Origin of the sequence: Sphingomonas pruni NBRC 15498, from assembly GCF_001598455.1 — a bacterium.
In the GTDB taxonomy this organism is placed as follows: Bacteria; Pseudomonadota; Alphaproteobacteria; order Sphingomonadales; family Sphingomonadaceae; genus Sphingomonas; species Sphingomonas pruni.
The window spans coordinates 1-13,150 of the sequence record NZ_BCYZ01000045.1 but is presented as its reverse complement, the minus strand read 5'-3'; the positions used below and the strand labels follow the sequence as shown (position 1 = coordinate 13,150).

The following is a 13,150-nucleotide window of genomic DNA, read 5'->3' as shown; positions in this document are numbered from 1 at the left end:
GCGTCACATCGCGAGCTGTTCCATCCGGCACTGCCGCGGCGCCTTGTCCGGGCGCCAGCGCAGGAAGCGGGTGCCGTGCCGGAAACGTTCGTCCGTCACATGATCGAACTGGACCTCGACGACGAGCTCGGGTTTCAGCGGCTGCCAGTCGCCTGATCGGTCGGTCGACCAGCGGCTGGGACCGCCCGGTGAGCGGCCGGTGAAGCCGGGCTTGGCGATCATCTTTTCGAGCTTTGGGGTGAGCGCGCGGCGCGCGGCGACGCTGAGCGCGGACGTGTATCCGACATGGTTGAGGTTGCCAGCCTCGTCGTACAGGCCAAGCAACAGCGATCCCACGATCGGCTCGTTGGCGGCATAGCGGAAGCCCCCGACCACGCAGTCGGCGGTGCGCTGGCGCTTGACCTTGACCATCGCCCGCTCGCCCGGCTGATAGGGGGAGTCGAGCTCTTTCGCGACCACGCCGTCGGTATCGCCGCCGCTCTCGTCGAGCCAGCGGCGAGCACGATCCACGTCCTGCGTCGCGTCCGAGAGAAATATCGACGCATGGTCAAAGCTCGAAACGAGATCGGGAAGCGCCGCGCGCCGCTGCCTGAGCGGTGCTTCGAGGAGATTGCGGGCGCCGTCCTGGAGACAGTCGAACACCGCATAGCGTGCCGGCGTCTCGTTCGACAGGCGCTCGATCCGGCTCGCCGCGGGATGCAAGCGCGCCTGGAGCGCGCCGAAGGACAGGCGGTCGTCGATCCGGACGGTCAACTCGCCGTCGAGCACGCAGGTCGACGTGGCCGAGCGCGCGAGGATATCGGCAATCTCGGGGAAATATCGGTCAAGCCGTTTTCCGGACTTGGAAAATAGCCTTACCTCGCCTTGCCGGACATAAGCGAGGCATCGGAACCCATCCCATTTAGGCTCATATTGCCAGGTGTCGCCGACCGGGAGATCCTTAGTAAGGCGCGCCTCCATCGGCTCCACCAGCGGAATCAGCGAAGCGCTAGATGACATACGTCACCAACCCCATGATTCCGCGAGCGGGTCGCCGTCACCGATCGCCGCGATCGCCCTGGCCGGCTTTCACCTTTGTCTTGGCATGATGCCGGACGTCCTGTGCGAGCGACCGGCCGACATCGTCGGATTCCTTGAACTGGCCCTTTTCGTCGCGGCGGACATATCGTTTGTCGGTGCCGGTATCGATCAATTCTCGCTTGGTCATGATCCTCTCCGTTAAGTGTAGAGGAAACGCCCGAAGAGTCGGTCGGTTCACCTGCGGTGCGTGCTAGTGTCCCGGCCGACGCGCCAATATGCGAGCTCATGTCGGGCGAGATGCAGCTAATGCCAGCAAGCTGAAAAGCAGGGTAACGGCTGATGCCCTCGGATGGAGCCTCCAGGGGCGTTCGTCGCTTGGTATGGGTGCGATCACAGGGGGCCGGCGTGTTGCAGAGCCAGCCCCCTTTATAGATTTACGGCTTCGCCGGCGTGTCGATCTTGATGTCGGCGTCGACCTTTTTCGTGTTGCCGAGCATGTTCTGGCCAAACATCAAGAACAACACCACGGCGATTACCGCCAAGACGACGGCGAGGAGAGCAATCGCTCCGCCGCTGCCGCCCCTCTCAATCACAGTCGTTCGATCTTCGTCTGCCATCGTTCCTCTCCTTGTCGTCGTAATTGTCGCAAGATAACCGGCTGAGCATCAGCCGGTTCCAATAACACCGGCGGTCTACTGACTGATGTCGTCGGCGATGCTCAGATCCTGCCAAGCACCACGAGGATGATCAGGATCAGGACGATCAGTCCCAAGCCGCCCGACGGCGCATATCCCCAATTGCGGCTATGGCCCCAAGTCGGCAGAGCGCCGATCAAGGCGAGTATCAGGACGATTATTAGGATTGTTCCAAGCATCACTGCGCTCCCTGTTCTGATTGGGACGTACAACCAGCGGGCGCAGTTGCGGTTCCGAGAGGGGTCGCTGTGAAGAAACTCGGATCTTCGCCCTGGTGCCTATCTCTTGTCTATGGAGCGGCGTGCGGGCTGCGGTCAGGGCCTGCCGGACAGAGGCTCGTCGCTTGACGGCACGGCGGGAACGTCATCGTCATGCTGTCCGAGCATCGGCGCGGCGAACGGTTCGGGACCCGGCGTGCGCGCGAACTTGATGGCGCGCGACACGCCGCGATACCGGCCGAGCACGGGGTGCGCGATGCTCGTCACCATCGCCTCGGCGCGCACTTGCGGATGGTCGAACATTTCCTCGATATGGTGCACGGCGGAAGACGGCACCGCCTCACCGAACACCTCCTCCCATTCGAGTGCGCTCCGCTTGGCGAGCGCCGTGTGCAGCAGCGGGACGAGCTCGGCGGCACGTTCGGCGCGCTTGCGGACGCTGTCATAGCGGGGATCGCGGGCCAGCGCCTCAAGCCCCGTCCGCTCGCACAAGGCGTTCCAGAAATGCGGGGTATTGGCCGAAAGATAGAGATAGCCATCGCCGGTCGGGTGGAGACCGGTGATCCCGCCCGAGCGCATGTCGCGCGAAATGTCGTGTGCTTCTCCCTCGGCCTGGATCATACGCGCCGACTGCATCGTCAGCGCACTGCGTAGCAGCGAGACGCCGACATATTGCCCCTTGCCGCTGCGCTCACGCTCGAACAGCGCCGAGGAGACGCCGGCGGCGACCAACGCGGCGGCATAATAGTCGACCGGCGAGCCATAGGTTAGCTCCGGGACCGGCGGCTTGCCCTGCAGCACGCACATCCCGGTCATCGCCTGGAGCACCTGATCGTACCCCGCTTTGCCGCGCAGCGGGCCTTCCTCACCATAACCGGTGACGGCGCAATAGATCAGGCGCGGGTTGATCGCCTCGAGCTGGGCATGGCCGATCCCGAGCCGGTCGGTGACGCCGGGGCGGAAATTGTGGACCAGCACGTCCGCCTGCGCGACCAGCGCCAGCAGCCGCGCGCGGTCGGCTTCGTCCTTGAGGTCGAGCACGATGCCTCGCTTGCTGCGATTGACGCCGAGAAAGGCGCGGTTCTCGCCTTCGAGTGTCGAGGGATAGTTGCGCAGATTGTCGCCGGCCGGCGACTCGATCTTGATCACGTCGGCGCCCTGATCGGCGAGCAGCGAGCAGCCATAGGGCCCGGCGATATAGGCGCTGAGGTCGAGCACGCCGATGCCCGAAAGCGGTCCACGCGGACCTTCGCGCGCCGGATTGTCGAACGCGGACTGAGAAGAAGAAGAAGAAGGGGAGGCGTTCAAGATCAGGTTCCCGGCTGGGTATAGGGGACGGGGGCGAACAATTCGCGCTGCCAGCGGCGCGGGTCGTTCTCGACCCGGCTGGCGATATCGAAGATCATCGTCGCCCGGCGGCGTTCGTCATAAGCTGGCCAGACGGGCGATCCGGGCAGGTCCGGACGGCCGGTGCGGGCGAAGGCGACGAAACGCCGTTGCATCAACCGCGACAGCGCGCGCGTCCGCGGATCGTTGCCGGTCCAGGCATCGGCCGCGTCGAACGTGCCGAAGACCAGACCGATATCGATGCCGTGAAACGCGCCGCGATCGGGATGGGTCGGGGATTGGAAATCGACCTGATAGACGAATGCCGGGCGGCCGGCGCGAGCGCGTGCCTCGGCTTCGATGATCTGCGCCCGCCAGCTGCGGCCGGCGGTCGTCGCGGCGTAGAAGATGTCGGCCGGGGAAGCTGCCGGCAGATGCGCGCGATAGGCGCGGACCACCGCTTCGGGCAGCAAATCGACCGGCAATTCGGCGGCAATCCGGTCGGGCAGGGCGTCCCAGCCCAGGCCGCGCATCTCGGGCGAGGCGGGATCGGAGAAACCGCGGGTTTCGTCGCGCGTGCCACCGAGCATCAGATCGACGGCTAGCCCGTTGGAATGGGCGTCAGGCCAATAAGGATGTCGCGTTAGCGACCGGCCGTCGAGGACGGGTCCGAAATAGATCGCGCTACGCTCGACCGGATCGTCGGCGTCTAGCGCCTCGATCAGCTTCTCGACTGGCTGATCGAGCAGGCGCCGAGTTTCCGTTTCGTTTATGCCCAATCGCGCCAGATAGGCGCGGGCGCGAAGCGTCGCGTGGACCGGGCCCGACACCGTCACCTGGTGTCCGCTCATCGTGATCGCGCGGCGGAACAGGCCGCGTGCCGCGGGCATCGCCATCAGGGTGGCGATCTTGGCGCCGCCGCCCGATTGCCCGATCAGCGTGACGCGCGCCGGATCGCCGCCGAAGCCGGCGATATTGTCGCGCACCCAGTTGAGTGCGAGCGCCAGGTCGAGCTGACCGGCATTGCCGCTGTCGGGGAAGCCGGCGTCGAGCCGCGCGAGATAGAGATAGCCGAGCGCATTGAGCCGGTGGTTGACGGATAACACAACGACATCGCCCGAAGCGGCGAGTCCATGGCCGTCGGTGATCGGGTCATTGGCGCTGCCAAAAGCGTAACCGCCTCCATGTATCCACAACATCACCGGCAGCCGCGCGCCGGAACCGGCGGCGGGCGTCCAGATGTTGAGGAACAGGCAATCCTCCGCCTGAGGACGGCGTTTGCCACGCTGCGGGCAGGCGGGGCCCGGCTCGATCGCGCGGACTGCCTCTGGCATCACCGGCGCGGCAGCGGGCGCCCGGAAGCGCTCCGCCCGGCCGTAACGGATACCGCGGAACGCGGCGATGCCGGCCTGGCGTTGGCCGATGAAGCGTCCGGCGCGGCAGGTCACCACCGGATCGCCGGCCGCGCGCGCGGCGCCGGCGGCGATCAAGGCGGCGCTGCCAGCAATCATCGCGCGCCGGGTCGGGGAGGAGAATGCGCCCGCGATCACGCGTCCGCCTCGGCCAGCCCGAGCCAGGTCAACCGCCAGACACCGTCTTGCCGCCCGCCTGCTCGGTACCAGGGCTCGAAGACGATCGGCGCGCGGCCTTCGGCCTCCAAGCGGATCGTCTCGCCATCCGCCACCGCGACCGGCTCGCGCGCGAACCGCACCGTTTCGCCGCGCTTGAAGCCATCGACCAGCCCCGTCGCATAAGCGAGCGGGCCGCGCGTTACCGCGATGAAGTCGTACCGCATGACTTCCTGCGCCACCGGTACGTTGCCCGGTGCGAGCGATTCCTGGACATTGCGCTGCGTCGCGCGATGCACCGCGACCGGCATCGGCAGATCGAGCGTGATGACCTCACCGGGCGCCCATTCCCGCTCGATCCGGGCATATCTGCCCGCGGTCGCCGCGAATCTCTCTTCGCCGACGCGCAGCACCGCGTGCTCGGCCCAATCGGGAATGCGGACATCGACCGCGAACCGGGCGGGGGCAGCGAGTAGGACCTCGATCGTGATCGGCCCTTCGAACGGATAGGCGGCCCGCTGGCGGAGGTGCACCGCGCCGAGGGCCGGCAGGACGATCTCGGCGTCGGATGGGCCCAGCAGGTTGATCGCCACCGCGCCATCCGCGGTCACGCCATAGGCGATCGCGGACAGCTCCTCGAGTGCCATTGCCCCGCTCGACTTGCAGCAGCGCCAATAGGTCGTGTGGGTGCGCCGGCCGTTGGGGAAGGAATAATAGCACCAATCCTCGCCGTCGGGCGCCTGGGCGCCGAGCAGGTCGTTATAGGCGCTGCGCTCGATTTCCTGCGCGAAGGCGGCGTCGCCCAGGATCGTCAGCAATTCACGATTGAGCTGAATCCAGGCCATGGTCGAGCAGGTTTCGACATAGGCTTCGGGACTGAATACGCTGGCGGGGTTGAATACCTCGCGCGAACGGTGCGCGACCCCGCCCCAGGGTCCGCCGCCAAGCGTCAAATGATGCGCGCGCACCGCGTGCCAGATGTTGCGGACGGCGGTGAGGTAACGGCCGTCACCCGTCGCGCGGTAAAGCTTGGCGAGGCCGACCAGATTCCACAGCAATTGATAGGCCTTGCCGGTGGCGATCTCCGACGGGTCGGCGCCGGCCAGTGCCATGCTCAGCAACCGATTGCGCGGCTCCTGCTCGACTTGGTCGATCACCAATCGCGCAAGGTCGAGATAGCGTTGCTCGCCGGTCGCGAAATAGAGCTCGACCGCCGGATCGATCAAAACGGTGGCCGACAGGCCGAAATGATTGCCGAGATCGGTGATCGCGATCCCTTTAGCGTCCAACGTCCGCCAGCAAAGGTCGCCGACCTTTCGCGCCGCCGTCAGGTAGCGATCCTCGCCGACCGCTTTCCACAATTCGAGCAGCCCCAGGATCAGATAGGAATGCGTCCAGATGTCCCAGGTGCGCAGCGCCGGCGCTCCGTCCCATGTCACCGGCTTGGGCGGCTGCTTCACCATGAAACGGCGCGGCGGCGCGTAATTGCCGAGATAGCCGTCGGCATCCTGGTGCTCGATCAGATAATCGGCGACGCGCACCACGCGCGCGAGCAGCGCATCGTCGCCGGCGCGCACGGCCGCGCGCGTCGCGGCGACCAGCCATTTGCCGGCATGCTCGCCATACCAATCGCCTTCCTCGTCGCCAGCGACGGTCTCGGGCGCGAACAGGGCGATCGCCGGACTATGCTCGTCTGTGATGAAGTGCGAGAGCCTGCCCTTGCGATTGGCCTCCACCGCCTCGCCGAGCAGCCCGCCCAGCGTCACCGCGCCGAGCGGTGCGAGCCGCATTGCCGGTTCAGCGATCGGCGGCACAACGGAATCCGATCCCGGCCGAGCGGTCCTTGGCCGGCGCCATCAGCAGGAACTTGCCATGCTCGTCGAGCCGATAGGCCTGGGGGAAATACCAGTGCGAGGTTTGCGGCTGATAGGCGTTGCCGCCGCGCAGGACACCGGCACGGACGCGATCGTCCAGATATTCGTCGGTCCACTGCCAGACGTTGCCGACCAGATCCATCACGCCGAACGGGCTCGCACCGGCGGGATGCGCGTCGACATCGGCTGGCGCCGGCATCACGCGGTCGAGCGACGGCGCGGGGACCGCCGCCTCGTCCCATTCATTGCCCCAGGGGAAGGATCGGCCGTCGGTCCCTTGGGCGGCATATTGCCATTCCCATTCGCGCGGCAGGCGCTTGCCCGCCCAGTCGGCATAGGCACGGGCATCCTCGATCGCGACCCAGGTGACGGGCTTGTTCTCCCATCCGGCGGGCGGTGCGCCGTCCTGCCAATGGCGCAGGAAATTGCGGTCGTCGGCAGGGGCGTAGCCGCTGGCGTCGAGGAAGGTCTTGAACTGGGCGTTGGTCACCGGAAAACGGTCGATCCAGAAGGCGTCGATCGCCATGCGGCGGCGATGATGGCGGCGCGGACTGTCTTCCCAGGGATATTGCACGTCGACGCCGTCGGCGGCGTAGCCCTCGATCTCGATTCCGTACACCGTGAAGTTGAACTCGCCGGCCGGAATCGCCACCATGCCCTCGGGCGCGTCGGTATGGCGAGCGGTCGGCGCGATCGGCACGAGTTCCTGCTTGGCCGAACTCCAGCTCGCCGGGATCGAGGCGAGCGGCGTGGCGGCGCGAGCGTGCATCTCGGCCAGGAAGGCGTCGAGAGCGGCGACGGTCTCGCCCTCCGCGAGGGCGAGGATCGCGCCGAAACCGCGCCCGGCAATGTCGAGCGTCAGGACCGCGCGGTCGCCGTCGATCCGCGGATCGAGCGCGACGCCGTTCCAGACATCGAGATAGCGCGTCCCGGCCTTGTGCGGCACCGCAAGCTGCTCGCCATCAACGGCGTATTCGGCGCGGTTGATCAGCGTCCATAAGGTCCGACCGGCGCCGGGGAAGCGGCTGGCGAAGATTCCGGCCTGCAACGTCCGCTCGTACGGCCGCCAGTCGGGGCTGACGATCAGCGGCGCGAAGAAGCGCTGGACCATCGCCACCCGGCGCAGCGTCTCTGCGTCGCGCGGAGTGAATTGATTGACGAAGCCGAACACATTCTCCCAGGCGACGTAACCGACGCCGTTGAAAAAGGCGTGCTGCAGGTCGTTGGTCCGCGCGCGGCTCCAGCGGTTCTCGATATTGATGATGTGCCTGGGCTCGAGCCATTTGAGTTTGAGCACCGTCGGAATGCTCTCGTCGGGGACGCGCTTGGTCCAGCTTTGCAGGTTCCAGCTGAGGATATGGTCGCCGGCCTGCGCCGTCGTCTCGGGCTGGAGCACGACCGCGCCGCCCGCCGCCTCGCACGCTTTGTGGAAGGCGAGCGGCACGCCGCTATAGGTGTCGCCGTTGACGCCGTCGGCGCCGGTCGCGGCGACGATCGCCGCCATGCGGTCCCAATCGGGCGCATCGCCCGGTCGCGTGCCATTGTCCCACGGCATGGTCGGCAGGAACACCTTGACCCCGCGGCGATGGAAATCGGCGACCGCCTGCTTCAATCCCTCGATCCCACCGGGCAGCGCGTCGACCAGGTCGAACTGGCTGCGGTCGTCGATGCCGATATTGGGATAGATGTACCAGAGGAGCACGCTGTCGATCGTGCCGAGCCGCGCCTCGAGATCGTCGAGATACCGGTCGACGGTATAGCGGCCGGCGTCGGGCTCGTAGAAATAGCGATCCTCGACCATCAGCAGGTGATGGACGAAATTCGCCTGCGACCATTGCAGTTCGGGGCGGCGATAGAGCGCGTCATCGAAGCCGATGCGGATCAGATGTTCGCGGCGCCATTCGATCAGCCCCTGCACCCATTCGTCGGCGGCACCGTCGGCGTCGATCTTCCAGCGGCCCATTTCCTGGAACGGCCAGCCGGGCACCTTGCCCGGCGTTGGCAGATAGGGACCGGTGAGCGCGTGGGAGAATTTGACGTCGCTGGTGGTGCGGATCGGGTTGGTCATGGGGCTTTCTTCAAATCGCTGCCGCGGCCAGGCCACAATAAGTGGCGAGGGCGTCCTGACCATGCTGGTGCGCGCCGGCGATGAAGGCGTCCAGTTCAGTGCGCGACGGGATGGACGATTGCGCGCCTGCTTTCGTGGTGGCGAGCGCTGCGGCCGCCCCGGCGCGAGCCAAAGCGGCCGGCAGGTCGAGGCCCTCCGCCAGGCCGGCGGCAAGCACGCCGCAAAAGGTGTCGCCGGCGGCGGTGGTGTCGACCGGTGTGACGGCGAAGGCGGGTTGGAGCGCATAGTCCTGGCCGACACGCGCACAGGCGCCGCGGCCACCCAGCGTTACGACGGTGATGGCGACCCCGGTGCGCGCAAGCCGCTCGGCGAGCGATCCTTCGGTTCCGACGAGCATGCCAAGCTCGTCCTCGTTCACGACCAGCAGGTCGACCACCGCGAGCAGGTCGGCAGGGAGGGCACGCGCCGGTGCTGCGTTGAGCAATACCTTGGTTGCGCGATCGCGTGCCGCGCGGGCGAAGGCCGCGACCGTATTGAGCGGCGTTTCGAGCTGCATCACCAGCCACGATATGCCGTCGAGATCGGGCAGGTCGTCGGGGCCGAGATCCGAATTGGCGCCGGGCGCGACGGTGATCGCATTCTCGCCGGCGTCGGACACGGTGATCAGCGCCGCCCCGGTCGATCGCGCCGAGCGCCGGATGTCGAGCGCGACACCGGCGCCGGCCAGCGACGCCGCGATCAGCCGTGCGGGATCGTCATCGCCCATCGCCGCGACCATTCTGGTGGCGACGCCGCCGGCGCGGGCAGCGGCGACCGCCTGGTTGGCGCCCTTGCCGCCGGGAAAGATCGCCAGATCGCCGCCGAGCACCGTCTCGCCGGCCGCGGGGATGCGGGCGGCTCGAACGACGAAATCGGCATTGGCGGAGCCGGCGACCAGCACGCGTGACTCGGATCGATCGCCCACGGCCCCCTCGGTTCAGAAGTCGCGGTGGAACGTCAACGAAACCGTCCGTCCGCGACCCGCGAAGTAGTTCTGGTAGATATCGATCTGCGACGAACTCAGGAAGTAGAACCGGTTGAACAGATTCTCCACGCCGAGCGAGAAGGTGCCGACATTGCCCGCCTTGACGTTCGCCGTCAGGTCGAAAAGCGTATAGCCCTTGGTATATTCGTTGATCGCCGGCAGGCGGCGGCTGAAATAGCTCGTCGACCCGAGCGACACCGACGCCGTCGGGATGAACTGCCATGTCGCCGTCGCGGTCAGCTTGTCGGGCGCGATGTTGAGCACGCCGAGCGGTGTTTCGACCGGGCTGGCCACGCCATTGGCGGCCGAGGTCTTGCCGACGACGTGGCTGTAGACGACGTTCAGGCGCAAATCCTTGGTCGGGCGCAGCTCGCCATTCACGTCGAAGCCGAAGATATGAATCGGGCGGCGATTGAGGACATAGTCCCTGGTCACCGGGTCAACCGCATAGGTCGAGCCGTCGGCCGACCTCGATTGATAATAGGAAATGCCAAAATTGCCGATCCGGCCGCGCCAGTTGAAGCCGATCTCCTTGTTCTTGAAGATCACCGCCTGGAGCCCGATGATCGACTCGACGCTGTTGCCGGGTGTGCTGACGTTGCGCAGCGGGATGCCGACGTTGGGCAGTGAGAAACCCTCGCTATAGGTTGCGAAGGCGGAGAAGCCAGAACCCAGGCGTCCGATGATGCCAGCGTTGAACAGGTCGCTATTATATTTGAGCGTGCCGCCCTTCACGAAGACGCTCTTGCGGTAATAGGTCGTCGTATAATCGGCGATCTTCACGCGGCCGTCCTCATGGCGCCAGCCGCCGCTCAGCGTGACCGGACCGATATCGTAGCTGAGCTGTGCATAGGGTTCGATGCCGGTATAATTCATCGGCGGCACCCAGACGCGGTTGGTGACGGCGAGATATTGCTGGGTCTGGTCGTGGACGAGGTCAATACCGAAACGCAGCTCAAAGCCCTTGGTCAGCAAGTCCTTGTAGGTGTCCGACGTGCGCAGGCCGTATTTCTTCGACAGGATTTCCGACTGGTCGAAGATCACGCCGGTCGAGATGCGAGGATCCTGCTTATCGATGCCGTTGTCGCCCGGGAAGCGCATCTCCTGCTTGGCGTAATAGCCGGTGACGGCAACATTGCCACCGAGCAGATTGGTGTTGGTGTAATTCAGCGCATATTGCTGGAAGCGGTTGAAATCGGGCTTGAACAGCAACTGACCGGTGAGCGGGTCGGTCGGCGGACCCGGCTGGGCGGTATCGGGAATACCCGTGGTCTGGTCGGTGCCGGCCGGGGGGCGGACGCCGGCGACATAGTGATAATTGCCGTTCGCCTTGAGGTAGAAGAAGCTGGCCTCCGCCTCGATGCGCTGCGAACCGTTGTCGCCGAAATCGTGGCCGATCTTGAGGAAGGCGTCATATTGCTTCGAGTCGGCGAGCGAGCTCGACGCGCTGAGGCCGATACGGCGACCATTGGCATCGTAGGTGATACCGCGCGACAGGAACGATCCGGCGGCGAAGATATCGATGCCGTCGGATTTATGGGCGATTGTGGCGCCGATCTTCCATTGAGAACTGTCGTCGCGGAACTGTGTGCCGAAGCGGGCGGTGACGCCGAAATGCGTGCCCTCCTGGGTGGCGCGCTTCGAGATATAGTTGATGATGCCGCCGGCGGCGCCGACGCCTTCGGCCGCCGAGGCGCCGCCGATCACCTCGATACGCTCGATCGTCGCCATGTCGGTGAAGGTCGCGTTACGGCTGCCGTCGCGCAACGGGGTCGATTGCGGAATGCCGTCGAACAGATACAGCGCCGTGCGTCCGCGGAACGTCTCACCCAGCGTGTTAAGCGTTTGGTTCGATTCCGAATAGCCGGGCACGGTGCGCGCAAGGATCGCGGTGGCGTCCTCGGTGATGGTGAGCGAGCGTTGCACCTCGGCAGGCGTGATGACGGTGACCGCGCCGGCGATCTTGTCGACCGATTTGGGCGTGCGGCTGCCGGTGACGATGATCTCGCCACGATCCTCCGCGCTTTCCTGTTGGCTGCTGGTCTGGCCGTCGCCGACCGGCGCGGCCGCGTTCTGCGGTTCAGCCGATGTGGCGGGATCGGCCTGGGCAAAGGCCGGCAAAGCGACGCTCGACAGCAGAGCGGCGGCAAGCGTCAGACGCGCATGATCGTTCATTCGAAATCCTCCCCGACGTATTTTTTCAGCAGCCTAAAGCGACGCCGAGGCACGCAAAAGCGGCAGAGTGCTGCGTTCACACCCAAGATTTTCTGTGGTTAGCCGACCCAAGGCTGGCTACGCTTCGGGGCGGTGAGACAACGCTTTTCCTGTGCTGTGAACGCAGCAACGCTGCGCTATTCCCGCGCTACAGACCGGTCGACCGCATCATGCAAGATGCGGCGACATGGGAGGGAGCTGCGATGCGCAGCAAGTTGTTCGTGCCGTGCTCGCGACCCGAATTCTTTGCCAAGGCGTTGGCGGGAGATGCCGACGCGCTGTCGTTCGATCTCGAGGACGCGGTGCCCGAGGGTGACAAGGCGGCGGCACGATCGCGGCTGGTCGAATGGTTGCGCTCGGACGCCGTCGCGTCGTCGGGCAAACGCATGATCGTCCGGATCAACGCGCTCGACAGTCCTTTTTTCGCCGATGACCTGGCGGCGCTGGCCGGTATCCGCGTCGATTGCGTCAACCTTCCCAAGGCCAGCTCGCCGGCCGCGGTGCGGATGGTCGCCGTGCAGATGGAGTCGGCCGGCATCGCGGCCGACTTGCTGGTCAATATCGAAACCCCGCGCGGGATTTCCCAGGCCGCGGGGATTGCCGGCGCCCATCCCCGCGTGATCGGGCTGCAGGTCGGCCTCAACGATCTCTTCGCGTCGCTCGGTGTGGATAGACGCGACTTGCGCCATGTGCAGACCGCCTTGTGGTCGATCCGGCTGGCGGCCGGGGAGGCCGAGCGCTTCGCGTTCGACGGGGCCTGGCCCGATCTCGCCGACGACGATGGATTCCGTGCCGAGGCCGAACTCGCGCGCAGCCTGGGCTATCCGGGCAAGAGCTGCATCCACCCGCGCCAGGTGACGATCGCCAATGCCTTGTTCGACACGGGCGAGGATGTGGCGCGCGCCCGGCGCCTGTTGGCGGCGGCGGGCGAGGCGGGCACGCGCGGACATGGGGCGTTTCTGTTCGAAGGCGCTATGGCCGACGCTCCCGCGGTCGCGGCGGCGCGCGAGGCCGTGCGACGGGCGGATGGAAACGAGGGCACCGCGTGATGGGCTTTACTCCAGGCTCCCTCTCCCATCGGGAGAGGGAAGGGGCCCGCTCGGCGCAGCCGAGTGGGAAGGGTGAGGACAATATTCTCGCCTC

General features: G+C 66.1%; 11 protein-coding genes. 1 reads left to right on the top strand and 10 read right to left on the bottom strand.

What is annotated here, in order from left to right:
* Positions 1-3 precede the first annotated feature (3 nt).
* The 10 genes from SPR01S_RS13655 to SPR01S_RS13620 form a co-directional block, all read right to left on the bottom strand.
* A complete protein-coding gene (locus SPR01S_RS13655; protein WP_066590397.1) occupies positions 4-999 on the bottom strand; it encodes an ATP-dependent DNA ligase in 996 nt (331 codons plus the stop codon).
* A 37-nt stretch (positions 1,000-1,036) separates the two neighbouring features.
* Positions 1,037-1,207 carry a hypothetical protein gene (locus SPR01S_RS21850; RefSeq protein ID WP_169803436.1) on the bottom strand — a complete coding sequence of 57 codons (171 nt, stop codon included), beginning with the start codon at positions 1,205-1,207 and terminating at the stop codon, positions 1,037-1,039.
* A 247-nt stretch (positions 1,208-1,454) separates the two neighbouring features.
* Positions 1,455-1,637, bottom strand: coding sequence for a hypothetical protein (locus SPR01S_RS13650; protein WP_066590396.1), 183 nt, complete (start codon positions 1,635-1,637; stop codon positions 1,455-1,457).
* Between the two features lie 101 nt (positions 1,638-1,738).
* On the bottom strand, positions 1,739-1,894 hold the full coding sequence (locus SPR01S_RS21285; protein ID WP_084251184.1) for a DUF3309 family protein: 156 nt from the start codon (positions 1,892-1,894) through the stop codon (positions 1,739-1,741).
* Between the two features lie 135 nt (positions 1,895-2,029).
* Entirely contained in the window at positions 2,030-3,241 is a 1,212-nt protein-coding gene (locus tag SPR01S_RS13645; protein ID WP_066590395.1) for a CaiB/BaiF CoA transferase family protein, read from the bottom strand.
* Between the two features lie 2 nt (positions 3,242-3,243).
* Positions 3,244-4,770 (bottom strand): carboxylesterase/lipase family protein, encoded by a 1,527-nt coding sequence (locus SPR01S_RS13640; protein ID WP_066590394.1) that lies wholly within the window; start codon positions 4,768-4,770, stop codon positions 3,244-3,246.
* A 35-nt stretch (positions 4,771-4,805) separates the two neighbouring features.
* Entirely contained in the window at positions 4,806-6,641 is a 1,836-nt protein-coding gene (locus SPR01S_RS13635) for a glycoside hydrolase family 127 protein (protein WP_218016759.1), read from the bottom strand.
* A complete protein-coding gene (locus tag SPR01S_RS13630; protein ID WP_066590393.1) occupies positions 6,625-8,769 on the bottom strand; it encodes a formylglycine-generating enzyme family protein in 2,145 nt (714 codons plus the stop codon). Before SPR01S_RS13630 ends, SPR01S_RS13635 begins: the two co-directional genes overlap by 17 nt.
* Positions 8,770-8,779: 10 nt before the next feature.
* Positions 8,780-9,733: a PfkB family carbohydrate kinase gene (locus SPR01S_RS13625; RefSeq protein ID WP_066590392.1), complete on the bottom strand. Its 954-nt coding sequence runs from the start codon at positions 9,731-9,733 to the stop codon at positions 8,780-8,782.
* A gap of 12 nt (positions 9,734-9,745) precedes the next feature.
* Positions 9,746-11,968, bottom strand: a complete 2,223-nt coding sequence (locus SPR01S_RS13620) for a TonB-dependent receptor (RefSeq protein WP_066590391.1) — start codon at positions 11,966-11,968, stop codon at positions 9,746-9,748.
* Positions 11,969-12,210: 242 nt separating this feature from the next.
* On the opposite strand from SPR01S_RS13620, the gene SPR01S_RS13615 reads away from it, so the two are divergent.
* Positions 12,211-13,056 (top strand): HpcH/HpaI aldolase/citrate lyase family protein, encoded by an 846-nt coding sequence (locus tag SPR01S_RS13615; RefSeq protein WP_066590410.1) that lies wholly within the window; start codon positions 12,211-12,213, stop codon positions 13,054-13,056.
* Positions 13,057-13,150 lie beyond the last annotated feature (94 nt).

Excerpts from the sequence above, each read along its gene's own strand:
- SPR01S_RS13640 (WP_066590394.1), bottom strand. The coding sequence starts at position 4,770 with ATGATTGCTGGCAGCGCCGCCTTGATCGCCGCCGGCGCCGCGCGCGCG.
- SPR01S_RS13650 (WP_066590396.1), bottom strand. The coding sequence starts at position 1,637 with ATGGCAGACGAAGATCGAACGACTGTGATTGAGAGGGGCGGCAGCGGC.
- SPR01S_RS21285 (WP_084251184.1), bottom strand. The coding sequence starts at position 1,894 with ATGCTTGGAACAATCCTAATAATCGTCCTGATACTCGCCTTGATCGGC.
- SPR01S_RS13620 (WP_066590391.1), bottom strand. The coding sequence starts at position 11,968 with ATGAACGATCATGCGCGTCTGACGCTTGCCGCCGCTCTGCTGTCGAGC.
- SPR01S_RS13630 (WP_066590393.1), bottom strand. The coding sequence starts at position 8,769 with ATGACCAACCCGATCCGCACCACCAGCGACGTCAAATTCTCCCACGCG.
- SPR01S_RS13615 (WP_066590410.1), top strand. The coding sequence starts at position 12,211 with ATGCGCAGCAAGTTGTTCGTGCCGTGCTCGCGACCCGAATTCTTTGCC.
- SPR01S_RS13655 (WP_066590397.1), bottom strand. The coding sequence starts at position 999 with ATGTCATCTAGCGCTTCGCTGATTCCGCTGGTGGAGCCGATGGAGGCG.
- SPR01S_RS21850 (WP_169803436.1), bottom strand. The coding sequence starts at position 1,207 with ATGACCAAGCGAGAATTGATCGATACCGGCACCGACAAACGATATGTC.